At 41.2% G+C, this 25,513-nt stretch carries 22 protein-coding genes; 16 read left to right on the top strand and 6 right to left on the bottom strand.

What is annotated here, in order from left to right:
• Nucleotides 1–7: 7 nt before the first annotated feature.
• From gcvPA to QYG89_RS13540, 3 genes are all read left to right on the top strand, one after another.
• Nucleotides 8–1,360: an aminomethyl-transferring glycine dehydrogenase subunit GcvPA gene (gcvPA, locus tag QYG89_RS13550; RefSeq protein WP_404318194.1), complete on the top strand. Its 1,353-nt coding sequence runs from the start codon at nt 8–10 to the stop codon at nt 1,358–1,360.
• Nucleotides 1,353–2,837, top strand: coding sequence for an aminomethyl-transferring glycine dehydrogenase subunit GcvPB (gene gcvPB / locus QYG89_RS13545; protein WP_404318192.1), 1,485 nt, complete (start codon nt 1,353–1,355; stop codon nt 2,835–2,837). The genes gcvPA and gcvPB overlap by 8 nt, the downstream gene beginning before the upstream one ends.
• A gap of 200 nt (nt 2,838–3,037) precedes the next feature.
• Complete coding sequence (locus tag QYG89_RS13540) at nt 3,038–3,346, top strand: HesB/IscA family protein (RefSeq protein ID WP_404318190.1); 309 nt, start codon at nt 3,038–3,040, stop codon at nt 3,344–3,346.
• Between the two features lie 274 nt (nt 3,347–3,620).
• On the opposite strand, the gene QYG89_RS13535 is transcribed toward QYG89_RS13540, so the two are convergent.
• Nucleotides 3,621–4,529: a LysR family transcriptional regulator gene (locus QYG89_RS13535; protein ID WP_404318188.1), complete on the bottom strand. Its 909-nt coding sequence runs from the start codon at nt 4,527–4,529 to the stop codon at nt 3,621–3,623.
• A 338-nt stretch (nt 4,530–4,867) separates the two neighbouring features.
• On the opposite strand from QYG89_RS13535, the gene QYG89_RS13530 reads away from it, so the two are divergent.
• Together QYG89_RS13530 and QYG89_RS13525 are read left to right on the top strand one after the other, a co-directional pair.
• The gene (locus QYG89_RS13530) at nt 4,868–6,208 is read left to right on the top strand and encodes an ArgE/DapE family deacylase (protein WP_404318186.1); all 1,341 of its coding nucleotides are present in this window, start codon (nt 4,868–4,870) and stop codon (nt 6,206–6,208) included.
• Between the two features lie 557 nt (nt 6,209–6,765).
• Nucleotides 6,766–8,160, top strand: a complete 1,395-nt coding sequence (locus tag QYG89_RS13525) for an MFS transporter (protein ID WP_404318184.1) — start codon at nt 6,766–6,768, stop codon at nt 8,158–8,160.
• 46 nt (nt 8,161–8,206) lie between these two features.
• Here QYG89_RS13525 and QYG89_RS13520 read toward each other — a convergent pair whose 3' ends face one another.
• Entirely contained in the window at nt 8,207–9,907 is a 1,701-nt protein-coding gene (locus QYG89_RS13520; RefSeq protein ID WP_404318182.1) for a PucR family transcriptional regulator, read from the bottom strand.
• 217 nt (nt 9,908–10,124) lie between these two features.
• Here QYG89_RS13520 and QYG89_RS13515 point away from each other — a divergent pair, with 217 nt between their 5' ends.
• The 3 genes from QYG89_RS13515 (at nt 10,125) to QYG89_RS13505 (ending at nt 12,705) form a co-directional block, all read left to right on the top strand.
• The gene (locus QYG89_RS13515) at nt 10,125–10,253 is read left to right on the top strand and encodes a hypothetical protein (protein ID WP_404318180.1); all 129 of its coding nucleotides are present in this window, start codon (nt 10,125–10,127) and stop codon (nt 10,251–10,253) included.
• A 227-nt stretch (nt 10,254–10,480) separates the two neighbouring features.
• Nucleotides 10,481–11,791 carry an MFS transporter gene (locus QYG89_RS13510; RefSeq protein WP_404318178.1) on the top strand — a complete coding sequence of 437 codons (1,311 nt, stop codon included), beginning with the start codon at nt 10,481–10,483 and terminating at the stop codon, nt 11,789–11,791.
• A gap of 134 nt (nt 11,792–11,925) precedes the next feature.
• Nucleotides 11,926–12,705: a creatininase gene (locus tag QYG89_RS13505; protein ID WP_404318176.1), complete on the top strand. Its 780-nt coding sequence runs from the start codon at nt 11,926–11,928 to the stop codon at nt 12,703–12,705.
• Nucleotides 12,706–13,046: 341 nt separating this feature from the next.
• Here the strand turns inward: QYG89_RS13505 and QYG89_RS13500 are convergent, their stop codons facing one another.
• Entirely contained in the window at nt 13,047–13,415 is a 369-nt protein-coding gene (locus tag QYG89_RS13500; RefSeq protein ID WP_404318174.1) for a winged helix-turn-helix transcriptional regulator, read from the bottom strand.
• A gap of 216 nt (nt 13,416–13,631) precedes the next feature.
• On the opposite strand from QYG89_RS13500, the gene zwf reads away from it, so the two are divergent.
• From zwf to QYG89_RS13465, 7 genes are all read left to right on the top strand, one after another.
• A complete protein-coding gene (zwf, locus tag QYG89_RS13495; protein WP_404318247.1) occupies nt 13,632–15,089 on the top strand; it encodes a glucose-6-phosphate dehydrogenase in 1,458 nt (485 codons plus the stop codon).
• 83 nt (nt 15,090–15,172) lie between these two features.
• On the top strand, nt 15,173–16,513 hold the full coding sequence (locus QYG89_RS13490) for a glucose-6-phosphate isomerase (protein WP_404318173.1): 1,341 nt from the start codon (nt 15,173–15,175) through the stop codon (nt 16,511–16,513).
• A gap of 96 nt (nt 16,514–16,609) precedes the next feature.
• A complete protein-coding gene (gndA, locus tag QYG89_RS13485) occupies nt 16,610–18,034 on the top strand; it encodes an NADP-dependent phosphogluconate dehydrogenase (protein WP_404318171.1) in 1,425 nt (474 codons plus the stop codon).
• Nucleotides 18,035–18,220: 186 nt separating this feature from the next.
• A complete protein-coding gene (locus tag QYG89_RS13480; RefSeq protein ID WP_404318170.1) occupies nt 18,221–18,841 on the top strand; it encodes a cyclase family protein in 621 nt (206 codons plus the stop codon).
• A gap of 47 nt (nt 18,842–18,888) precedes the next feature.
• Nucleotides 18,889–19,704: a Cof-type HAD-IIB family hydrolase gene (locus QYG89_RS13475; protein WP_404318168.1), complete on the top strand. Its 816-nt coding sequence runs from the start codon at nt 18,889–18,891 to the stop codon at nt 19,702–19,704.
• Between the two features lie 190 nt (nt 19,705–19,894).
• A complete protein-coding gene (locus QYG89_RS13470; RefSeq protein WP_404318167.1) occupies nt 19,895–21,136 on the top strand; it encodes a polysaccharide deacetylase family protein in 1,242 nt (413 codons plus the stop codon).
• 216 nt (nt 21,137–21,352) lie between these two features.
• Nucleotides 21,353–22,534: a M14 family metallopeptidase gene (locus tag QYG89_RS13465; RefSeq protein ID WP_404318165.1), complete on the top strand. Its 1,182-nt coding sequence runs from the start codon at nt 21,353–21,355 to the stop codon at nt 22,532–22,534.
• Nucleotides 22,535–23,115: 581 nt separating this feature from the next.
• Here QYG89_RS13465 and QYG89_RS13460 read toward each other — a convergent pair.
• On the bottom strand, nt 23,116–23,337 hold the full coding sequence (locus QYG89_RS13460) for a hypothetical protein (protein WP_404318163.1): 222 nt from the start codon (nt 23,335–23,337) through the stop codon (nt 23,116–23,118).
• 229 nt (nt 23,338–23,566) lie between these two features.
• Here QYG89_RS13460 and QYG89_RS13455 point away from each other — a divergent pair, with 229 nt between their 5' ends.
• Nucleotides 23,567–23,941 (top strand): cytochrome-c oxidase, encoded by a 375-nt coding sequence (locus QYG89_RS13455; RefSeq protein ID WP_404318161.1) that lies wholly within the window; start codon nt 23,567–23,569, stop codon nt 23,939–23,941.
• Between the two features lie 308 nt (nt 23,942–24,249).
• Here the strand turns inward: QYG89_RS13455 and QYG89_RS13450 are convergent, their stop codons facing one another.
• Entirely contained in the window at nt 24,250–24,711 is a 462-nt protein-coding gene (locus tag QYG89_RS13450; protein ID WP_404318159.1) for a low molecular weight protein-tyrosine-phosphatase, read from the bottom strand.
• A 175-nt stretch (nt 24,712–24,886) separates the two neighbouring features.
• On the bottom strand, nt 24,887–25,348 hold the full coding sequence (locus QYG89_RS13445; RefSeq protein ID WP_404318156.1) for a competence protein ComK: 462 nt from the start codon (nt 25,346–25,348) through the stop codon (nt 24,887–24,889).
• Nucleotides 25,349–25,513: the final 165 nt, after the last annotated feature.

The following is a 25,513-nucleotide window of genomic DNA, read 5'->3' as shown; positions in this document are numbered from 1 at the left end:
GAATAGGATGACAACGACTTATCGATATCTTCCAGATACAAAACAAGATCAAGAGGAAATGCTGGATTTTTTAAATATTTCTTCAGTAGATGAATTATTTGAAGATATACCGCCTGACATTCGTTTAGATAGTGCGCTGAATATCCCGGATGCTGTTCCTGAATCCCTTCTTGTGAAAAAGATGCACCAGCTTGCTTCAAAAAATAAAGATGCGAATCAATACCCAACTTTTTTGGGGGCAGGCACGTACGATCATTACATTCCAAGTGTCGTGAATCATATGATTTCCCGTTCTGAATTTTATACAGCTTATACACCGTACCAGCCGGAAATAAGCCAAGGGGAGTTACAAGCCATTTTTGAATTTCAAACGATGGTTTGTGAGCTGACGGGCATGGATGTAGCTAACTCTTCTATGTATGACGGCTTCACCGCTCTCGCAGAAGCGGCATCACTTGCCGCTGCCTCTACGCGCCGTTCGAAGGTGCTTGTATCGAAGGGGGTTCATCCTGAATCACGTGCCATCTTACATACAGTGGCTGCTGGTCCGGGATACGCCGTGGAAGAAGTGGATCTTACGGCTGACTGTACGGATTTAGAAAAGCTGCAAGAACAAATAGATAAAGAGACGGCTGCTGTTATTGTTCAATACCCGAACTTCTTCGGCTCGATTGAAGATTTAGCAGAGATAAAGAAAATCGCTGATACAAAAGGAGCTCTTTTTATTGTTAGTGCCAATCCCCTTTCACTTGCCCTCCTGCAGGCGCCAGGTAAACTTGGGGCAGATATTGTGATTGGAGATATGCAGTCGTTAGGCATCCCAATGGCTTTTGGCGGTCCACACTGTGGTTACTTCGCGGTGAGTAAAAAGTTTATGCGTAAAGTGCCGGGCCGCATTGTCGGACAAACGATCGATGAGCAGGGGAAACGGGGATTTGTGTTGACACTGCAAGCCCGTGAGCAGCATATTCGACGGGATAAAGCCTTATCCAATATTTGCTCTAACCAGGCATTGAATGCTCTTGCTTCAGCGATTTGTATGTCAGCTCTTGGAAAGCAGGGCATTCGTCATATGGCACAGCTCAATGTAGAAAAGGCTGATTACATGGCTAAACGTCTACAAGAAAAAGGATTTATTATTATCAATCAAGCACCTTTCTTCAATGAATTTGTTGTGGAGCTTCCTTGTTCAGTGAAGGAAGTGAATGACAAGCTTCTTGCAGAGGGAATCATTGGCGGATTTGATTTAGGAAGTGATTATGGCTGTGACCATCACATGCTCATTGCCGTAACAGAACAACGGACGAAAGAAGAAATCGATCAATTTATCGACGTATTGGAGGCGAGTGTACATGGTTGAATATAATGATCTCATCTTTGAAATTAGTCGTCCAGGACGCATCGGTTCAAGTCTTCCGGACAGTGATGTAAACAAAGTTGATCTCAATGATAAATTTCCGAAGCATTTGATTCGAGATACTCCAGCAGAGCTTCCCGAAGTATCAGAGCTTCAGCTCGTACGCCACTATACAGCGCTTTCTAATAAAAACCATGGCATCGATAATGGCTTCTATCCGCTTGGTTCCTGTACGATGAAATACAATCCGAAAGTGAATGAAGATGTAGCGCGCTTTGAAGGTTTCAGCCGCATTCACCCCTATCAGCCAGCTGAAACGGTGCAGGGAGCACTAGAGCTTTTATATAAACTGCAGGAAGAGTTAGCTGAAATCACAGGCATGGATGCTGTGACTCTGCAGCCTTCAGCGGGAGCACAAGGGGAATGGACAGGATTGATGATGGTGAAAGCCTATCTTGAACAAAAAGGGGAAACGAGATCGAAGGTGCTTGTTCCTGACTCCGCGCACGGTACAAATCCCGCAAGTGCCACGGTCGCAGGATTTAAAACAGTAACCATTCCATCAAATGAAAATGGATTAGTGGATTTAGAAGAGTTAAAGAAGCATGTAGATCATGATACAGCGGCGCTTATGCTGACCAATCCCAATACGCTTGGGTTGTTTGAAAAAGAAATTGTGGAAATTGCGAAAGTCGTTCATGAGGCCGGAGGGTTATTGTATTATGACGGTGCCAATGCGAATGCGATTTTAGGGAAAACCACTCCGGGCAAAATGGGCTTTGATATCGTTCATTTAAATCTTCATAAAACATTTACAACCCCTCATGGGGGCGGCGGCCCTGGAGCAGGTCCAGTCGGTGTGAAAAAGAAACTCATTCCATACTTGCCTGTGCCCCGCGTGGAGAAAAGTGGAAAGAACTATGTATTAAATTCTGATCACCCGCTATCTATCGGCCGTGTAAAAGGATACTATGGCAACTTCGGCATTCTCGTGCGCGCATACACGTATATTCGTACAATGGGTCCTGAAGGGCTGCGGCAAGTATCTGAAAGTGCGGTTCTTCATGCGAATTATCTTCGCAAAAAACTGGAGCCATACTTCGAAGCGCCATATTCACAAGTTTGTAAGCATGAATTTGTTTTATCAGGTTCAAGGCAGAAAAAACTCGGTGTAAGAACGCTTGATATGGCGAAAAGGCTGCTGGATTTCGGCTATCATCCACCGACGATCTACTTCCCGTTAAATGTAGAAGAGTGCTTGATGATTGAGCCGACAGAAACAGAGTCGAAAGAAACATTGGACGCTTTTGCTGACGTTATGATTGAAATTGCGAAAGAAGCAGAAGTGAATCCAGAGGTTGTATTGGAGGCGCCGCATACAACCGTAATCGGCCGCTTAGACGAAGTCCAAGCAGCTAGACAGCCTATATTACGCTATACAAAAGAGGAAGCGGCAGAAAAAGAGGCGATAAAACTATAAATCAACTTTCGGTTATGTTAACGATTATAATTGAGATTGCCCTTTGTTGATTGGAACGGAAATCAACAGGAGGAGTTTAATAAAGCTAAACTTTAAAATGACCAAGGAACCACTGAGGATGAAAGGCGGGAAAATGTCATGTTTTTCCGCCTTTCTTCTTGGTGGTTTCAAACATATAAGAGCAGAAAGGAAGAAGAGAAATGGAGATCACCCTAACAGCAGCAGCGTTGAATCAACTAAAATCCATGACATTCAAAGAAGAACAGTTTCCTAGAATCGACGCGGATATAGCTGGTGGATGCGGCATATCTATGAAGTTTGCGTTTGTTTTTGACGAACCGCGCCGGAACGATTTAGTCATTGAATATGATGGCATTCTCATTCGAATCGATCGATTCACCAAACGTTACTTAGATATAGAAACGAAAATTGATTATATAGATGGACTGGGATTTCTTGTTGGGGAAAATTTTGTTTCAAGCGACTGTGCGGTGGAAATAGAATTATAGTATGGGGAGGATAAGGAGTATACAAGGTAAAAAGACTCTCGATATATTGTTTAAATAATTGGCTATATTAATGACTATTGTTGACTGGAGCGAAAGGCACGAAACTCCTGCGGGAAAAGCGTGTCCACGGGAGACCCCGCAGGCGCGATAGCGACGAGGAGGCTCCCGGACCGCCCGCGGAAAGCGAGTGCCTGCAGCGGAAGTCAACAGTAACAAAGACGAACAATCAAAAGATCAAACGGCCGTCAAGCGACCATAAAAGCTTGGCGGCCGTTTATGGTAGATTCTCTGCAAAACGAGGGATGATCGCTTCTCTTAGAAATGAAATGAATGAATGGACAACAGCGGACGTTTCATTCTTGTTCCATGCCGCCCCGACTTTACACATAGTAAAGCTTTTTTTGAGCTGCAAATAGACAATTTCATCGTTTTTTACAAATTGAATGGAAGCAGGCAGTAAGGCGATGCCTATTCCAGAAGCAACAAAAGACAAAGCTGTATGAAGCTCCTGTGCTTCTTGCGTTTTCTTAGGACTGAAGCCAGCGTGCTGACAAAGGCTAATAATAGCATCATAATAACTTTGTCCTGCTTTTCTAGGAGTCATGATGAAATGTTCGTTCGCTAGGCGTGATACATCAATCGGCTCTTTTTCTGCGGCTAAGGGATGTGTTTTTGGCAAGGCAACAATAAATGGTTCCTCGCGTACCATTTCCACATGTAAGGACGGACTTTCGACAGGCAGAATTAATAAACCAACATGAATGCTGTTGTCATGAAGAGCTTCCAATTGTTCTGTTGTGGACAATTGCCGCAAGATAATATTTACATTTGGGTATTTTTCCTGATAACTGCGCAATAACAACGGGAGAAGTTCAAAAGCAATAGAACCTGTAGAGGCTAGAATTAATTGGCCAGCTTCTCCTCGATCGATACTTTTTGCTTCTTCACATGCCAGGTGTACACGATTTAAAACTTCATAGGCCCTCTTTAGAAAAACCTCACCTGCTTTTGTTAACTCGACTCGCTGCTTTGTACGGGAAAACAAAAGTACATTTAATTCAGCTTCTAATTGTTTAATTTGTTGGCTTAGAGGCGGCTGCGCCATTTGCAGACGCTGGGCAGCTCTGCCAAAGTGAAGTTCTTCCGCCACAGCGATGAAATATTTTAAATGCCTTAACTCCATATATACACCTCTTAATATTTATAAAGTATTAACTAGTCAACAAACATGTATTAGAAAAAACTGGCTGAAGATTGTATGATTAGTTTAACAAAAATTCGAAAGGGTGTGAATATTCTGTACAATTTAGTGTTTTCGATCGTCTATCCGTATGATTGAAGCTTAAAAATAAATCATACAGAGGGACAAACTCAAAAATGAGCTTTCATGTTTTCAATTGAAAAAGCAAATAGCTTTTTCAGTTTTATACACATCTTTTAAGCCCCAATGATGATCCATATTCAATTGCACAAGCTGACTACGCATAATGGCAAGAAAAAACTAAATTAGGAGTGTTGAGAATGGAAACATTGTTGTCTAATGGAGTGCGTCAAGAAGTGAGTAAGTATATGCAAGAGAATCGTGAGGAATTGATCAAAGGACTACAAAAATTAATCCAAATTCCTAGTGAAACAGGATATGAGGGGCCTGTTCAGGAACATATTAAACAAATCATGTTAGGATTGGGGCTTGAAGTAGACACATTCGTAGCCAATGCAGAAGAGGTTAGACAGCATCCTGAATATACAGAGTCAGAAGTAGAGCGCCGGGTAGGATTTGAAGGCCGCCCAAATGTAGTCGGCAAGTGGGCGGGATCCGATCAAGAGAAGTCGCTGCTATTGTTTACCCATGTGGACACAGTTCCAGTAGGCGACTTGGTGCACTGGAATTATCATCCACATGATGGACTCATTGAAAATGGATTGATGTATGGAAGAGGAACAGCTGATAATAAAGGCGGATTCGGATCTATTCTTGCTGCATTGCAAGTCATTAAAGGAATGGGACTCAAACCAAAAGGGAACATTACTGCAATCTCTGTTGTTGATGAAGAAGTAGGAGGAGCCGGCGGTGCAGTGGCGATGACTCAATATCTTGAGAAACAAAACTTTAAGGCTGATGCTTGTATTTATCCCCATCCGCTCACAACTGGAGCTGGGCCTCAGATTGCTTGTGCGGGTGGATTGATTTTCAAAATCAGAGTGACAGGGGTAGCTGCTCACAATTTAAATGGTCAAGTGGGTATCAATGCAATCGGCAAAGCGATGAAAATATATGATGCTTTAATAGAGTTAGACAATAAGCGTATAGAGACTGTCAGTTACGCCCCATTTGAACGTTACTTTGCGGCTTCTGGCATGCAAGTTCGTTCAAGTAACTTAACTCCAGCCATGATTCAGGCCGGTGAATGGGCTTATAAAGTTCCAGCTGAGTGTGAGCTGACAGGAACAATCGGTTACCCGCCGAATGAAACACTAGAAGAAGTGAAAGCGCAAATTGAAGAAACGATTCGTCAAGTGGCTGTCCAAGATGAGTGGCTATCTAAAAATCCTCCAGAAATTACTTATGAGTGGCATACAAGTCCAGCTGAAATCAGTCCTGATCATCCATTTGTTCAAATGGTTAAGTCAAATATTGATGAAGTTGTAGGCAGAACAACAGAAATTTTTGGAATGCCGACATTTAGTGACATTCGCTTCCCGCTTATTTATATGAATATGCCTGCCATCATCTATGGCCCGAAAGGTGGAAACCTTCATGGAGCTGATGAATGGGTGAACGTGCAGGATTGGTTAGATTGTGTTGAAACGAATGTGTTAAATATATTAGAATGGAGCGGCTTTGAAGAAGACGCTCAGTAAAAGATAATAGTACAAAAAAGCGTACGTATATTAAAGGAATTTCACAGTAGATCCAGACTTCACTCCAAACAGTCAAACATAGGAACCGAGGGAGTGAAGTCGTTTTTTGTTTTTTATTATATTTTGTCATAGACAATTTAATCATGATTTCTTACAGTAAATGAATGAAGGATCGTTAGGCGAGGAGAAGGCAGTAAGTCATTTTTCGGTATATGAAGTGTTCATTTGAATTGTAAGCGCTTCACATTGGCGGGACATTCGTTATACAAAAGCAGGCGGTGTTAATGACTATTGTTGATTTTTCCCTTCGTTGATTGAAGCGGGAGGTGCGAGACTCCTGTGGGAAAAGCGGGCGCCTGAAGTGAAAATCAACAAGAGAGTTTAATAAACTCTAAAAGTAAAAGGGGTGATTCATCGCTATTAAGTTCTTAGCTTACAAAACATCAAAATGAAGTGTAGCTGCGACTATAATAGACTGAATATTCAGGTAACTAATTACATTATACGACAATATGGTGACTGAAGCAACCCAAACATCTACCGAATGGAGGAGAAGTATGGCGAATATTGGCCCCAGAATTGAAAGGATTCCCGACAATAAATATAATAGGAAGCTATTGGTTATAAGTGGTTTTGGAAATACGTTTGATTCCATGGATATTGCCATGGTTGCGTTCGTATTGCCATCTGTTATTGGTCTATGGAGTTTATCATCTGAACAAGCGGGATTATTAGGAAGTTCGGTTCTGATTGGTTATTTCTTTGGCGCTCTTCTTTCTGGATATTTAGGAGATAAAATTGGTCGAAAAAAAGTCATCATGTATACGCTCGTTATTTATTGTCTAGCCACTTTAGCCAGTGCATTTGCTAGTCAATGGGAACACTTCTTTTGGCTGCGTGTCATCGCTGGATTTGGTACAGGCGGTGAAAGTGCGATCTTAGCCCCTTACTTGGCTGAATTAATTGCGAGTAAATATCGTGGGAAATATATTGGGGCATTGACAGGGTTCCATTCCTTTGGTTATGTAGCAGCTGCCATTATTGCGTACTTTGTCATTCCGATGTCGGATAATGGATGGCGTATTGCGATCTTTATCACAGCCTTGCCGATCTTTTTAGTCATTTATTGGAGAAGAGTACTGCCGGAATCACCAAGATGGCTTGAATCAACAGGCAGATTGCAAGAGGCTGAACAAGAAATGAAAAAAATGGAGGACCAGGTTGAACAAGCTTTAGGAGAAAAGCTGCCATCACCTGCTGAAACAGCGGCGGTTCCCATGGCTCAGCAAAAAGGAAACTTTTTTGCTTTATGGAAAAGGGCTTTTGTAAAGAGAACAATGATGTTATGGGTGCTTTGGTTCTCCGTTATCTTTTCTTATTACGGATTTTTCACATGGCTGCCAACATTGCTTTACAATGAAGGATTTGAAATTTCAAAGTCATTTGGATTTTCGATTCTCATCTATCTTGCACAGATCCCTGGATATTTCTCCGCAGCATTTTTAAATGACATGATTGGCAGAAAGAAAGTAATTGTTACTTATTTAGGACTTGCTGCTGTTTCAGCTTTCTTTTTAAGTCAAGCCGATGCCTCAACCTCGATTCTGATAGCTGGATTTTTTACATCGCTGTTTATGGTAGGGGCAATGGCTGGGATGTATACGTACACACCTGAACAATATCCTACAATTATCCGTTCTACAGGGACTGGATCCGCTTCAGCTTTTGGAAGAATTGGAGGATTGTTAGCGCCTATTTACATTGGATTTATGTATCCGATTTTCGGATTTATCGGTGTGTTCCTTATGACAACAGGAGTATTGTTCGTAGGAATGATTTCAACGTTAATTTTAGGTGACGAGACGAGAGCCAAGCCGTTGGATGAAGAAGGGGATACTGCTATGAATGACGGAGCCAGTTCCACTGAAAACTCTTCTAGAAAGATTAATTAAGCTTTGAAAGGCTGTCCCAAAACAAAAGGGACAGCCTTACTTGTAGTTATAAAGGATGAGGAAGAATAATATCGTCTTTATCTTCGCCTGCTGCTACTTCATGACTTTGATTAGCAAGCGATTCAAGATCTAACGCTGCCTGGATCCAGAACTGGCATCTGGAAGAGGAGAGGCTATCTTGTAAATACTGCTCAATCCGGTCAATTCGATATCTTAACGTATTTCGGTGAATATGCAGAGTTTTGGCAACTGATTCGCGATTATAATTATGTAGCGCGAGACATTTTAACGTTTCATAGAGTACTGAACCTCGTTCGGAAAGAAGTTCTTCCGGTAATATTAGTTTTCGAAAATCCTGCGCTTTAGGTGCACTCATTCCTCCATAAAGCAGCAGATTTCTTCGCGATTCATCTGCAAAATACACTCCCCCTTCAGGATGTAAGAACTGCACGAGCGGGGTTAACGTGTTTGCCTCGTGATAACTTTCAGCTAAAGAAAGCAAGTCTGGCTTCTTTTCACCAAATACAAAAACGGGCACAACCTGTTTATAAATATTTTGTACATGATGGGCGAGATCTTTTAAATGCTTTTTCATTTCTGAATACTCAAGATTAGAGGAAATTAGTAAAGTCAGTTTTCCATCATATGCCTCACAGAAGCCATTGATCTCTTCTCTTTGATCAATCCACCTCGTGCATTCATCACTTAAAAAATCCATCTCTAATGATAAGCTGAGGGGTATTTCTTTTTTGCCTGGAAGAACAAATCCGGCGATCCAATTTTCATTTTGGATCAATTTGAGTTTCTGCATTCGATCTTCCATGACAATCGAAGCTGTTTTTGGGTTTTCAAGTAGCAGCTCCATTAATTCGGCTCTTAATTGTTTGTGAGCAATGCCTATTTGCTGCTGATTTAAGTAAATATCTAAAAGAATCATAGCTGCATATTCAAGGGCGAAGGTGCGGACTTCTTCAAATGGCCGGTGAAAATGGATCAGCCAAAGCGTTCCCCAGTGTTTCTCTCCGCTTTGAAGTGGAACAGCAATGGAGTAGGGAGGAGTTGTCGTCGATACATAGACCGTCTGCCCATCTGATGGGGCCGGTTCATTTTCAAGTTGAGTATTGTCGGATCTTGTATTGTCTGGCAGGTGAGCAAGCTCATTTATGATGTGTGAAAGATCCTTACGTTTTGCTTCGGTTGGAATGGATTTATCCAACACTTTGTTTGTGGAATCAGTAATGACAGCAGTACATCTAAAGTGCTTGGACAGGATACGACAAATATCTATACTGCTGTTTACAGTGCGTAATTCTTCGGTTATGTTTGAAGGAAGCTGTGCGGTTAATTCTTTTTTTCTAAACTCTCGCTTCATGATTTCTTGATGGATCGCGTGGGTGATTTTGACGAATTGTAGGTGAAAGGGTACTTCTAAGATAGGAATCGCGTACTTTTGGCCGAATTCTAACACAGCTGGCGGGCATTCTTTGAGATAACGGCCAGTTGCAAATATAATACCTGAAATTTGGTGCCGCAAAAAACCTTTAAGGAGACGGTCTTCTAATGAATGATCTTGGGGCCATACTTGTCCGCATGTTAAAAGCAGTTCCCCGCCCTCAAGAAAGTGCCTCATATCGTCATGATCAATCACATGTGCCCAACGTATTTTGCGGGATAGACCTCTTTTTCCAGCATGAACTTTTACCCCGGTCAATTCCGAAAGGTGAATCGCTTCTCCTACTGTAATCATTGACTCTCCTCCTTTGTGCAGATAATACAAAAAATTCAGAAAAATTTATTCGGTTTTAAGCACAATATCCAATTGTAACGAGATTTACTAGGGTGATATCATTCCTATTATAAGTTAGCGCTTACATGAAATCTATACAAAATATTGCCAGCCTTCATTATGTTTCATCAACAGCCCTGTCATTCTGCTATTGTATGATGAAGAGGCGATCATCCAGATGAAGCTGACCAAGCGAAATGGAGCAGCCGGTGTGAAGGTAAACTCATTAGGGAACGATGAAAAAACGCTAATAGGAAACAGAGCTGCAGAAACGGAGGTTGATAAAATGACTGGTTTTCTTATATAGCCGTTACATGCTGACTTGTTCCGGCAGTTGTTTACAATTAGTCTGAGAAAGTGCGAGACTGAACAACCATAGAAGGCTGCCCCACCCTCTTCTTTTTCCGGCCTATTGTTAGTAATCCAGCCTTTGGAAGCCAAATGTAAAGATTTTTTTGATTATAATTATCTGAATATTATTAATGTTCTAAAAATCATTGGCCCATTCCGAAAGACATGGAGGTAAAAAAATTAATGTCCATACAACAACAGGTAGAAAAGGCGATAGTAAGTGAAGAAGCTCAGTCCTCTGGTGTAAAACAAGCTGTTTTTGGGGCGGCTATTGGAAATTTAATCGAATGGTTTGATTATGCTTCATACGGGTATCTAGCTACGATTATAGCCGTTGTTTTCTTCGCCCCAGGTAACGAAAAGGCGGCATTGCTTGGAACATTTGGGGTATTTGCCGTTTCTTTTATCGCAAGACCTATAGGAGGGGTAGTCTGGGGTCATTTAGGGGACAGGCTTGGGCGAAAGCGCATCTTGACTCTCACCATTATCTTAATGTCGTTTGCGACGTTTTCTATCGGGCTGATACCGGGATATGCCACAATAGGTATTGCAGCACCCCTGTTACTCCTGTTATGCCGGATCGTCCAAGGTTTTTCCGCGTCTGGTGAGTATGCAGGAGCTTCCTTATTTATTGCCGAATATGCACCAGATTCACGCAGGGGGCTGCTTGTCAGCATGGTGCCGGCCAGTACTGCTGCCGGGCTATTGCTTGGAGCTTTAACTGCCATTCTCCTTGAATACAATTTAACACAAGAGGCCTTGCATAGCTGGGGCTGGCGCATTCCTTTCCTTATATCCGGTCCTTTGGGGTTAATTGCTCTCTATATACGTATGAAACTGGAGGATACTCCTGTTTTTAATGAGATGGACCATACAGAAACGCAAGCTCCGATCCTCGAGAGCATCAGACAAAATTGGAACAAAGTATTTATTGCGTTCGGAGTCATCTGTTTAAATGCTGTTGGCTTCTACATCATTCTCAGCTATATGCCAACGTACCTCGTGAAAGAGCTGGGTTTCAACAGTTTAACATCCATTCTTACGACGATTGTCTCTTTGACTACTTATGTGATTCTTCTTCCATTCGTAGGCACACTGGCTGATCGGGTCGGCCGGAAGCCAGTGCTTATCGGGGCTAGTATCCTGTTTATATTGTTTACTTATCCATCATTCTTGCTGCTTTCCCAAGGCGGGATCTATGCGGTGATGGCACAGATTTTACTCGGAGCCATACTAGCAGGAAATGATGGGGTGTTAGCTACTTTCCTATCGGAGATGTTTCCGACCTCGGTGCGGTACACTTGTTTTGGATTGTCCTTCAACATGGGGAATGCCATCTTTGGCGGGACGGCGCCATTCGTAGCCACGTTCCTTATTCTTCAGACAGATAACACATTCGCACCTGCCTTTTATTTGATGGCAGCCGCGTTAGTCGCATTTTTAGCACTGCTGCGAACGAAAGAGACAGCGAATAAGTCTCTTCATCATGAATAATAGATTGGCGATGATTTAGCTTGCAGACAAAGTCTTCTTTTGAAGACCCCGTCCGCGGGCTTTTTTTTGTATAATAAGAAAAACAACATCGCGTGCCGAGTGTACGATTGATGTCAGTGAAGAGGCGGGTATGTATGAATAAATATTTACTAGCGAATATGACTTGGCAAGAATATCAATCAAAAATAAAAAGCAGCCTATTAATTTTGCCTGTTGGTTCAACGGAACAGCACGGCCCGCACCTGCCGCTGGGGGTCGATGCCATGCTGGCCGAAAAGATCAGTTTAGCGATAGCCGAAAAAGTACCGGCTGTCGTAGCACCGACGATCTCTTATGGCTATAAATCATTTCCTGCAAGCGGCGGCGGCCCGTTGTTTCCTGGAACAGTTGATTTAAAAGGATCTACAGTGATTTCCTTAGTGTATGATGTGTTGGAGGAGTTTTTAGATGACGGATGGGAAAGAATATTAATCGTAAGCGGTCACTATGAGAATGAAGCGTTTATTGCTGAGGCGGCTGACCTTTTAATGAGAAAACAAAGAGAGAGTATCCCTAAAATCTTGCTTTCTAACTGGTGGGATAACGTATCAGAAGAAGTCATAGCTGAAGTATTTGATGAGGTGCCGTTCCCGGGGTGGGCTTTAGAACATGCGGCTATTACGGAAACATCAATGATGATGTATTTTGCGCCAGAACTTGTACATGAAGAATTGATTATAGATGAAGGGATAGAGCATCCGCCTTCCTATCAGAGCTTTCCACCGTCAGCTTCAATGATTTCGCCATCAGGCTGTCTTCACACTGCACGATCTAGTTCAGTTGAAAAAGGACGAATGATTGTTGAAAATGTGACGAATAACATGGTTTCTTTTTTGGAGAAGGAATTTTTCTTAAAAGTGAAAACAACTGATTAACGAAAAATCTTATGTAGATAGCAAGAGGTTGACTCAAAATGAAAGCGTCAGGTTCCCACAGCAACAATATATTGTATGATCTAAGAATGGGCACCCATTATATACAGTATATCGAAAGTGAGGTCAGACCTTTCTGAGTCCACCTCTTGTTTTTGGATGATGGCGCATGTAATTATCCTTTAGTTATGAGATGTGTACGAGCTTTATAAAAAGCTGGTCAAAAATTTTTTCGTGTTGGCTTGAATAGACAAATTGATCTATGTGTATATAAAAGAATCGTGATTGTTGGCTTTCAACCTGTACATAAAAAGCTTTTCACTGCTTTGGAGAGTAAAGCTTTATCACTCGATAGAATCCTTGATTTGTACGCCGATTTTTGATGCAGTTGTTTTCTTATAATTCTTCCCCCACTCATACATAATTTCGAGTACTGGGATTAAGCTTCTGCCTTGCTCAGTTAATGAGTATTCCACTTTGGGAGGAACGACGGGATACACTTCACGATGAACAATTAAATCTTCTTCTAGTTCTCTCAATTGGTTAACGAGCATTCTTTGAGTAATGCCAGGCATAAGAGCTTTAAGTTCGTTAAATCTTTTTGTTCCCTCTTTGCCAAGGTGCCATAAGATAAGCATTTTCCATTTACCGCCTATCACGGAAAGGGTCAATTCTTTTTCGCAATTAAACTCCTTTTCACAAAGATGGCCCATTTTCTTCAACTCCTTCTTGTGATAGTATACTTTTAGTCACTATATGATTAAAAAGTGCATACTTACAATTCAATATTATACAGGATATACTTGAATTAGTACAGGTGATAAAGACCATAGTAAAGAATAATAGGAGGGGATAGAATGAATAAGCTGACCGTACCACATGACGCTTTTTTGACAGAAAGCGCTGGTGACAAGTCAAGTCCGCTAAAGATGGAAGCTTTCACTTTCGTCTTATTTGGCGCAACGGGGGACTTAGCTAAGAGAAAAATCTTCCCTGCTTTATACAATCTATTTCTAGACGGAAAACTATCTAATGCATTCTCAATTGTCGGATTAGGCCGGCGTGAGTGGACAGATGATACATTTCAAAAACATGTAGAAGAATCAATTAACAGTTTTTCGAGACGTACAGCAGATGATGAGTCCAAAATGGAAGAATTTCTTCAGGCATTCTGCTACAGCGCTTTAGATGTAACTGATGAGAACGGATATAAAAAGTTACTTGAAAAAATCGAAGAGCGCGAAGAGGAACGAGCCATACCAGGAAATCGTTTGTTTTATTTATCGGTTGCTCCAGAGTTTATTGATGTCATTACAACAAATATCAATAAAAGCGGTGTAGGAGCCGGAAATGGCTGGAAACGCCTAATTATTGAAAAGCCATTTGGCCATGATTTAAAGTCTGCCCAAGAGTTAAACGAAAAATTAAGCAAAGCTTTTGAAGAGAATGAGATTTATCGTATTGACCATTATCTTGGAAAGCCGATGGTGCAAAATTTAGAGGCATTAAAAACAGCCAATCCGGTGATTGCGTCGCTATTCAACAATCAATATATTTCAAATGTCCAAATTACAGCAAGTGAAACCGTCGGTGTCGAAGAACGAGCCGGTTATTATGACCAGGCAGGAGCTATTCGTGATATGTTCCAAAACCACATGCTGCAAATGTTAATGATGACTTCTATGCAGCTGCCAGAGCAAATGAGTCCTGAACATATCCGAAATGAAAAAAGAAAAATCATGGAATCATTGCGTCCGCTGCAAAAAGAAGAGGTGGCTTCACATGTGATCCGCGGTCAATACGGTTCTGGGGAGATTGCGGGGACACAAGTGGAAGGCTATAAAGAAGAGCCTGGAATTGAGGAGTGCTCGACAAACGATACGTTCGTAGCTGCGCGTCTGTGGATTGATAATGATGCATGGGGCGGGGTGCCATTCTATATCCGTACAGGAAAACGAATGGAGAAGAAATCTACGCGAATTGTGATTGAATTTAAAGATAAATTAGAGCATACATCTAAGGCGGGACAGAAGGGTGCAGAACCTAATCTTTTAACAATTGAGATCGGTCCGCACGAAAGCGTGTCTTTACAATTAAATCTTAGAAATCCAGTCAATCATGGAAACATTGAACGTGCTTCATTAAGTTTTTCAGATCCGAACAAAGACGTGCCTGAAGCATACGAATCGTTAATTTATGATGCTTTGCGCGGCGATCCAACGTTCTTTGCTCATTGGAGCGAAGTGGAATTGTCCTGGAAATGGGTGCAGCCGGTTCTAGAGGCATTTGAGGCTAATAGTCTGCCCCTGCACACGTATGAATCAGGTTCTATGGGTCCTGAAGCCGCTCATCAATTATTGGCGGACGATGAATTTAAGTGGTGGTAAACAATCACGACCGTGTGAAACGCACGTTTGGATAAAGAGAAAAATAACAAAAAATTTTTCCATCAAGAAAGGGGAAATATGGAATGGCTATTGCTTTTGACTACTCTAATGCTTTGCCGTTTATGAAAGAAAGTGACTTGGATCAAGTAAAAGAGTTTGTCGCTGTCGCTCATGATCGGCTTCATGAACGAAAAGGGGCAGGATCTGATTTTCTTGGCTGGGTAGATTGGCCTCTTAACTATGATAAAGAGGAATTTGGACGTATTCAGCAAGCTGCTAAAAGAATACAAAGCAATTCAGATGCGCTCATCGTTATCGGTACTGGCGGTTCGTACTTAGGAGCGAGAGCAACGATCGAGGCTTTGTCCCACAGTTTCCATAATCAAATGGAAAATACAACGAAAGTGTATTTCGCGGGTCAAAACCTCAGCTCTACATATATTACTCATTTATTAGAGTTGTTAGAAGACAAGGATATTTCTGTGAATGTCATCTCTAAATCCGGAACAACAACAGAGCCGGCGATCGCTTTCCGTATTTTCCGTGATTATCTAGAGAAGAAGTATGGAAAAGAAGAAGCGAGAAAACGCATTTATGCAACAACAGATCGGGAAAAAGGTGCATTGAAAACACTTGCCGATGAAGAAGGATATGAAACGTTTGTTATTCCAGATGATATCGGCGGCAGATATTCTGTCCTGACAGCGGTTGGCCTCTTACCAATTGCTGCAGCTGGAATAGACATTGAGCAATTGATGGCAGGAGCGGCGGCTGCCTATGATAAGTACAACAATCAGGATTTAGCAGCGAATGAATGCTATCAATATGCCGTTGTGCGTAACAGTCTTTATCAAAAAGGAAAAGAGATTGAACTGCTCGTAAATTATGAGCCATCCCTTCAATATGTATCTGAATGGTGGAAGCAGTTATTCGGAGAAAGTGAAGGGAAAGATCATAAAGGTCTCTTCCCGGCATCTGTTAATTTCCCGACGGACTTGCATTCTATGGGTCAATACGTACAAGAAGGACGCCGTCATTTGATTGAAACGGTACTGCAAGTGAAGAAGCCGGCTGTTGATGTAACGATTGAAGCAGATGCTGACAATCTTGATGGTCTCAACTTCTTAGCTGGCAAGACATTGGATGAAGTCAACAAGAAAGCTTTCCAAGGGGCAGTGATGGCCCACGTGGATGGAGGAGTTCCTAATCTGCTTGTAGAAATGGAAGAACTGAACGAGTATAATTTTGGGGAAATGGTATACTTCTTCGAAAAAGCATGTGCGGTAAGCGGGTACTTGTTAGGTGTCAATCCATTTGACCAGCCAGGAGTAGAAGCATACAAGAAGAACATGTTTGCTCTATTAGGCAAGCCGGGATATGATGCAGAACAATTAAACGTAAAAAGTGTTTATCCAGTTAGATAATTTAAATTGAATGGCTATGTTGATGACTATTGTTGATTGGAGCGGAAATCAACAGGCAAGTTTAACAAAACTAATTGAATAAAGGAGAGATAACGTATGGCAAAGCAACAAATCGGTGTAATTGGTTTAGCAGTAATGGGGAAAAACCTGGCGTTGAATATTGAAAGCCGCGGCTACTCTGTGGCTGTTTACAATCGTTCATATGATAAAACGAAAGAGTTTTTAGAGGCAGAAGCTGCAGGGAAAAACTTTGTTGGTGCAAGTACAATCGAAGAATTTGTCCATTCTTTAGAAAAGCCACGCAAAATTTTATTAATGGTAAAAGCAGGTGGACCAACAGATGCGACAATCGATTCGTTAAAACCTTATCTTGAAAAAGGCGATATTCTGATCGATGGCGGAAATACGTTCTTCGAAGATACGATCAGACGTAATAAAGAGTTAGAAACAACGGGCATCCACTTCATCGGTACAGGCGTTTCGGGTGGAGAAGAAGGCGCGTTAAACGGTCCTTCTATTATGCCTGGCGGTCAAAAAGAAGCATTCGAGCTCGTACAACCTATTTTCGAAGCCATTTCTGCAAAAGTAGAAGGAGATGCCTGCTGTACATATATCGGCCCTAATGGTGCGGGGCATTATGTAAAAATGGTTCATAACGGTATTGAATACGGCGATATGCAATTGATTTCAGAAGCGTATTTCATCATGAAGAATGTAATTGGCTTAAGTGCACAAGAGCTTCATGAAGTATTTGCTGAGTGGAACAAAGGTGAACTAGACAGCTACCTAATCGAAATTACAGCAGACATCTTTACAAAAGTAGATGAAGAAACAGGAAAACCTTTAGTTGATGTTATTTTAGATACAGCGGGTCAAAAAGGTACAGGTAAATGGACGAGCCAAAGTGCGTTAGACTTAGGTGTTCCGCTTCCGATTGTGACTGAATCCGTATTTGCCCGCTTTATCTCTGCTATGAAAGAAGAGCGTGTCAAAGCAAGTAAATTGTTAAAAGGCCCAGAAAGAAAAGAATTCAACGGCAATAAAGAAGAGATCATTGAAGCAGTTCGCAAAGCATTGTATATGAGTAAAATTTGTTCATACGCACAAGGATTTGCTCAAATGCGTGCAGCATCTGAAGAATATGATTGGAATCTCAATTACGGCGATATCGCCATGATTTTCCGCGGAGGCTGTATCATCCGTGCTCAATTCCTGCAAAAAATCAAGGACGCTTATGACCGCAATCCAGAATTAGCTAACCTTTTACTGGATGAATACTTTAAAGAGATTGTTGAAAGCTATCAATCTGCTTTGCGTGAAGTTCTTGCTCTTGCGATTGAACAAGGAATTCCAGTACCGTCATTCTCTAGTGCTTTAGCTTACTATGACAGCTATCGTACAGAAACATTGCCGGCTAATCTGCTTCAGGCACAGCGCGATTACTTTGGTGCACATACGTATCAGCGTATCGATAAGGAAGGCGTATTCCACACAGAGTGGGCTTCAAAAGTTTTAAATTAATCAAATGATTGATAAAAGAGGTTGACTCCAAAAGAGTCTGACCTCACTCGCGATGTATTGTATATAATGGATGCCAATCTTTCAAATATACAGTATATTGTTGTTGTGGGGTCTGACACTTTCGGTTGAGTCAGCCTCTTTAAAAGTGTACGACAAAATAAATGAACTAAAGGGCGGGTGGATAAGATGAAAGTATTTGATATTACTGATTCTATTTTTGAAGGTATGACGGTATATAAAAATAAACCGGAAAAACAGCCAAAACTAAACCCAGTTACGAACGGCTATGTAACAGAATCTCGCATTGAATTAGATGTACATACAGGAACACATATCGATGCACCGCTTCATATGGTGACAGATGGAGACACGTTTGAAACGATCGCATTAGATCATTTAGTAGGCGATTGTAAAGTGTTCGATTTAACAGAAGTAGAAGATCGGATTACGAAAGCGGACTTGGAGAATTTAGACATTCAAAAAGGCGATTTCGTGTTATTTAAAACGAAAAATTCATTTGAAGACACGTTCAATTTTGAATTTATTTTTCTTGCGGAAGATGGAGCAGAATACCTTTCGCAGATCGGAGTCCGCGGAATTGGAATCGATGCGCTTGGTGTAGAGAGAAGCCAGCCGGGGCATCCAACTCATAAAACATTGTTTGCGCACAATGTAATTGTGATCGAAGGTTTAAGATTAAAAGAGATCGAACAGGGCCAGTATTTTATGGTTGCTGCTCCTCTTAAACTCGTAGGGACGGACGCGGCTCCAGCCAGAGTTTTATTGATTGAAGGAATTACACAATAATCAGCTTGAATGGTGTCACTTGTTGATATTCATAGAGGAGGGGTAACATGTACAAGATGGTAGCGATCGACCTTGATGGGACATTGCTGAACGATGAATTAATCGTTTCACAAGGAACAATCGAGGCGATTCAACAAGCAGTGGCACGCGGAACAGTTGTCACAATTGCAACCGGGCGGATGTTTCGTTCCGCTAAGCGGTTTGCTGAGCAGCTCGGTTTAAATGTACCTCTCATTACTTACCAAGGTGCGCTTATTCAAGATGTAGAAGAAAAAGAAGTGATGTATGAGCGCCCTGTTCCATCGGACATTGCCCATCAGTTGATTGAAATGGCCTGTGAGAAAAATATGCACTTGCAGGTGTATCAGGACGACATGCTCTATGCCGCTTCAGACAATGAGATTCTTCGCCGGTATGCGGAGGCAGTTCAAGTTCCTTACAAGGTGGAGCCGAACCTTGTGAGCCTTGCTGAGCGGGGATTTACGAAAGCGCTTTTCATTGATGAGCCTCATTGTATTGACGTTTTGCAAAGCGAACTGCGGGCTTTATTCGGTGAGCGGGCGAGCATTGCGAAATCGAAACCTACTTATCTTGAGGTGACGCATCCAGAAGCTAATAAAGGAATTGCCTTGCTGCATTTAGCACAAAAACTTGGCATTGAACGTTCAGAAATCATTGGGATTGGCGACAACTATAACGACCTAGATCTTGTACTGACAGCAGGTCTTGGTGTAGCGATGGGAAATGCAGTCGAAGAGGTCAAAGAAAAAGCGGATTATATCTCCCGATCAAACAATGAAGAAGGCGTGCGCCATGTGATTGAGAAGTTTGTGTTAAACTGCGTAGTTGCTGAGGGCGAATAATAAATAGTACTGTAAGAGGTTTTCGAACCGCTGCTGCTGGCAGCGGTTTTTTTCATGAATTCTTTAAGTATCAACACGTTTATGGAATATATTAGAATTATATCCTTTTATTATAAAATAGTTTATGTTACTATAGTATGGTTATGGATTTAGTATTTTATAACTATATTATAGAGAAGAGTGGAAATTCATGAAAGGATTATATATTAAAATAGCACTAATTTTCTTTCTTTCTTTTATCTTAATCACTAGCTTTTTCAATGAAAGGGTAGAAGCGGCTGAGGAATCAAAATGGGTGACAGCCACACAAAATATTCCCGCGTATGATCAAATAGATGGAAAGCCTGTAGAAGTGGGAGTTCTTTTGCCGAAACAATTTTACAAAGTAGTGGAAGAGGATTCATCTTATTATTATCTTTCATTTGGAAATGGAACGGCTTTTGTAGAGAAAAGTTCAGCATTCATTCCTGCGATGAAAGTCCAAAAAGTGCCCGCAAAAGCAGTCAGTCATACGAATGCAGTCGTTATTACAAAATCGGAAACAGTTGTTTATGACCGGATTAATAAACAACAAAAGGGAATCGCCGTTATTAAAGGCAACATTCGTTATCCAATTGTAAGGAAAATAGGAGACTGGTATATGATTCATATTGCTGGTCAAATTGGCTATATTCATAAAGATAAGGTAACTGAGGATTTAGGCATTCCTGTGTTGATGTATCATCACATGCTTGAAAACCCAGAAGAGACGGACTTCCATAATAATTCGATGGTCATTCGAGTAGACGAGTTTGAAAAGCAAATGAATTATTTAAAGGAGAATGGATGGCGGACGATTTTGATGGAAGAGTTAGACAGCTATTTAAACCATAATCAAAACTTAACCGGAAAAGTCGCGGTCGTTACATTTGATGATAATTATTTATCCACACAAAAGTATGCCTATCCTATATTGCAGCAAAACAATCAAAAAGCGGTCGTGTTTGTCATTGGCGGGAAGGTGAGAGCCTATGCTCAGCCGTGGGACCCGATGACTTTGCAATATATGGGACACAAGGAGATCAGCGAAACAGAAGGTGTGCTTAATTTTCAGCATCATACACAAGGAATGCATTTAAGGGAAAGAGAGACACAAATTCCTTATTTAGTGTCAAAAACGGCGCCGGAAATTGAAGAGGATTTAGTAAAAGGCCGGGAATATATCGGGAGAGCCCTTAAAGATCCCGCGTCCATTCAATATTTAGCTTATCCATGGGGACAATACGCTCCTCACACGATTGAAGCGGCAAAGGCCGTGGGCATTCGTCTTGCTTTCACGACCGAAACGGGAAATGTGCAGCTTGGAGATGATCCGTATACTTTAAAAAGACAAGGCATTAGTCCGCGTCATACGCTTGATGACTTTGTCCAAAAAATTGAAGGCATGTATTAGATCATTCGTTGGTACACATATTTTCGTCCTTTTCGCATATAACGTGTTTTTGTTCTATGATCATTCGGAGGGTGTTCCAAAAGTATAACTTTTAGGGACATCCTCTTTCTTGTATAGAGGCTATATAACCGTTTAAGGTGACGAAGCGAGTCATAGCTTTTCCCCCGTACACATATGATGTGTAAAAAGCTTTTAATAGGAGGCTATGACGTTACTATGGAAATTCGTGTGCGGAGAGGGGATACACTCTGGTACTATAGCCAGTTATTCTATATGCCGCTCGTGCTGATTATTGATTCAAATTCAGGGGTCGATCCTAATGAATTGCGGATTGGACAGGTTATTCGTATTCCGGGATTTACAGTGACGACGCATGTGATCGAGAAAGGAGATTCATTTTGGAAACTGGCGTCAGCCCGGAATATACATGTCGATGCGCTGCTTTTGTTGAATCCGGATGTCAATCCGAATCAGCTGAAAGTGGGACAAAAGGTGAAGATTCCGGTAAGAGTGACATCGTTTATTGTAGATGGAAAACAGCCTTATGATTTTGAACGAATGAGGAATGACATGAATCGGCTGCTGGCCATTTATCCGTTTATGCGAAAAAGGGAAGCTGGAAAAAGTGTGCTAGGCTTGCCGCTATATGATTTGCGAATTGGAACAAGCAATCGCAAGGTACAAATGAATGCCTCCTTCCATGCAAATGAATGGATCACTACACCTATTTTAATGCGTTTTTTGAATGAATATTTGCTTTCTTTAACGAATCATTTTGCGATTAAGGGAGTGGCGACTCTTCCTTTATATACGCGAACACAGCTGTCAGCTGTACCGATGGTTGATCCGGACGGAGTGAATTTAGTGTTAAATGGTCCGCCAGCTGGAATGGAAGAAGAAGTGCTTGCCATTAACAAAGGCAGCCGTGATTTTTCCGGATGGAAAGCAAACATTCGCGGTGTCGATTTAAATAAGCAGTTTCCGGCTAATTGGGAATTCGAAGCGACCCGAAAGCCAAAAGCGCCGGCCCCGCGTGACTTCCCAGGTTATGCTCCGCTGTCTGAACCAGAAACGAAGGCAATGGCCGACCTAGTGAAAAAAGAAAGCTTTGAACGGCTGTTGGCGCTGCATACACAAGGGAAAGAATTTTACTGGGGATATGAGGGATTGGAGCCGCCTGAATCGGAACGGCTTGCTCGCTTGTTTGCTCAAGTGAGCGGCTATAAAGCTATCCGTTATGTAGACAGTCATTCGGGGTATAAGGATTGGTTTATCCAAGAATTTCGCAGGCCGGGCTTCACAATTGAATTAGGAGAAGGACAAAACCCGCTTCCGCTGTCTCAATTTGATGAAATTTACAATGCCGCTTCTGGGATACTGATTTATTCACTAACCTAATGAAACAAAGGAGATTGACTCAAAAGGGAGTCAGTCTCCTTTTTGTATGTCAAAGCAAGAAAGGATCTCATTTTTTCATGGCCATATTTAGAGAAAGAAACAATTATGGAAAAATGATGTTATAAATGAAAATATTACTTTACCAGGGGAGTTATATAATAGATTTATTGGTATAAAATATTAAATAATTAAGAAGGAATAGGTAAAAATTAATTAGCAATAATATATTTTGCTTTTTTAATATAATATATTTAAGGCTTTGGGTGTTTGTATGGAGATGACTTTGAAGGGGCGTTAAATGTCGAATCTCAAAACACTGAGATTACTAATGCTTGAAGCCAAAAAATCAATGTAGTGAATGGCAAAGGAGAATTTACTGTTACTCCATTCGCATTTGCTAAAGTCGTTCCTTTAGCTGCTTCAACTATTAATGTAACAACAAACTAAGAGTGTCAATCACTTTCTACATGTTTGAGAGAGCCAGCGAATTGTCTGGCTCCTTTTACATTGTTGACAAGTGTTTTTAATAAGTCTTTCTTTTTCTATATTCAAAGGTAAAGCTTTAAACCGATAAAAGCCGTTTACTTCTTCTTTTTACTCTTATCTTTGGGAAGCGGGGCAGAGGATTTTTCCCCATCGCTGCCTAATAAAAAGTAGGAGATAATCCCTGAAACGATCATCGCCCCAGCGGTAATCATTAGTCGTATTTGCAGATCAATTTCCGAATAATCCTTGTTTAGCATCCATAAGGAAATGGCACCTACGAGAATCATGATCGGAATGACAAATGTAAACTTTTTCACTTTCTATCGTCCTTTCGTTGAAGTTTTATCTATTCACTTATATAGTGTAGCACACGTTGGTTACTTGTCACTGCTGCAATATGAATAAGAAGAAGGCCATGCCGGGAAAATGGATAAGCTTCCCTATCTATTTAGGAAAGCTAGTCCTTTCCGATGGGGAAATATTTTTCTGCAATAGGTATTTACGGTGAGTTGACGCATAAATTGAAGTAAGAAGGGAGGAGTTAAAATGGCAATTCGGCTAATTAAAATTTCTGTGGTCTACTTTGCGATTGGTGTACTGCTTGGTTATTACATGTCTGTCGTTCATTCTTATGATTTAGCTGGAGTACATGTGCATGTTAATCTTTTAGGATGGGCTGCTCTAATGCTTGTAGGTATTTTATATCATATTTTTCCTAATCTCGCCCATAATGGAATGGCAAAAGCACATTTTTGGCTTCATAATATCGGTCTGCCAGTCATGATGATCTCATTATCCCTGCTTCTTACGACTGAAAAATCTGCCTATACTGCGGGAGTCGCAACAGGCGCCACATTGACTGTGCTTGGTATCTTGCTTTTTGTTGTCAATGTATTAACAAATTTGAAAGCTGGCAAGTAATAGGAGAAGGAGGGCTTCCCAAAAGTATAACTTTTAGGGGGGATCCTCTTTTTTTTATGGTGCTTTAAAATTGCCTGTTGATTTCCTTTTGAGGCGCTTCGCTTTCCGCGGGGCAAACGGTGAGCTTCCTCGTCGCTAAAGCTCCTCCGGGGTCTCACCTGTTCGCTTTCCCCGCAGGAGTCTTCTCGCCTTCCACTCCAATCAACTCAGTGAAAAATAATTGTTTGAAATTTGTCAAAAAAATCTAAAAGACTGATCCTAAAAAGTCGTTCTTAATGACCTTTTGGATCAGCCTCTTTTGTCTGTGTTTATAAACGTTCTTTCTTTATTTTCTCGAGCAGAAGCTGACAGCCTTCGTTTAACAGGTCGTATGTTTCTTGGAAGTCACCGGTGTAATACGGATCAGGCACATCTTTTTGGTGATTGGTCAGATCAAGCAGACGGATAATTTTAGGATGTTCGGGCTGGCCAAGGATCTTGTAAATATTTTGAAGGTTGCTCTCATCCATCCCGACAATATAGTCAAATGCTTTGAAGTCTTCTTTAGTGAATTGTCTGCAAACAAGATCGTCCGCGTTAATATGATAGTCTTTCAATATGTTTAATGTTCCTTTATGAGGCGGTGAGCCGATGTGCCAATCGCTAGTACCCGCAGAGTCGACTGTGATTTGATGAGTTAAGCCTTCTTTTTTCACGAGGTCTCTAAAGAGTGCCTCCGCCATTGGAGAACGGCAAATATTACCGAGACAAACAAACAATACTTGAATCACGCGGAACCATCCTTTCTATGTGTCATCATATATTCATCTTAACAAAACAAAAGCGGCCTGTCATATGTACATTCTTTAGTCTGCTGAAACATGTACATCTACTTCATTGCTTTATCTCAATAAAGGATGAACGCTGATAACGACCCTCTGGATACGATCCGGAGGGTGGAGAGTTTTAATCTAATAGATTGTTTTGGAAGTAATTTAGACAGTTGGCTGTACGTTCGCATTGTCTATTAAAGACATAGGATGAGCAAGTGAGCGCAAGCTGGGCACCGTTTTTAAAAAAGGCGATAAGCTTTCCGCCTTTCATTATACTAGTATGTATATGGTACGGGAAAATCCATTTGCAGCCGTAGTTATCTGGTGATGTGATGGGAAAGGCGCAGATGCGCTTTTGGAGGCAAATAACTAGGGGTGTTTTTTTACGGTATGGGAAACGTTTGCGAACGGCTTTGATCCTGCCATCATAGGTGGATATTCTTTCGATACAGGCTTCGTCCAGTAATGATCGTACAGTTTGTTTTGTGCAATATATTCCGTTTTTATCATAAATAATTGAATTGTAGTCTTGGTGATATTCTTCAACGAGTGCCATAGTGCTTGTTGAAATTTTATAATTACTAAGAAACTCCATGATTATATCCCCCTTTTGTTAGATTCCACTGTATTATAACAGGGATAGTTATTTTTTACTATATATAAACATCTAAATATTTAGAAATTTCTGTTTAATTTGTTGAATAACAGAAAAAAAAGCACCTTATTAGCGATAAAAGGTGCTTTTTGTTAATGAATGGGA

It is taken from the genome of Bacillus lumedeiriae, assembly GCF_044891285.1.
Taxonomy (GTDB): Bacteria; Bacillota; Bacilli; order Bacillales; family Domibacillaceae; genus Pseudobacillus; species Pseudobacillus lumedeiriae.
This window is presented reverse-complemented; position numbering and strand designations above follow the sequence as displayed.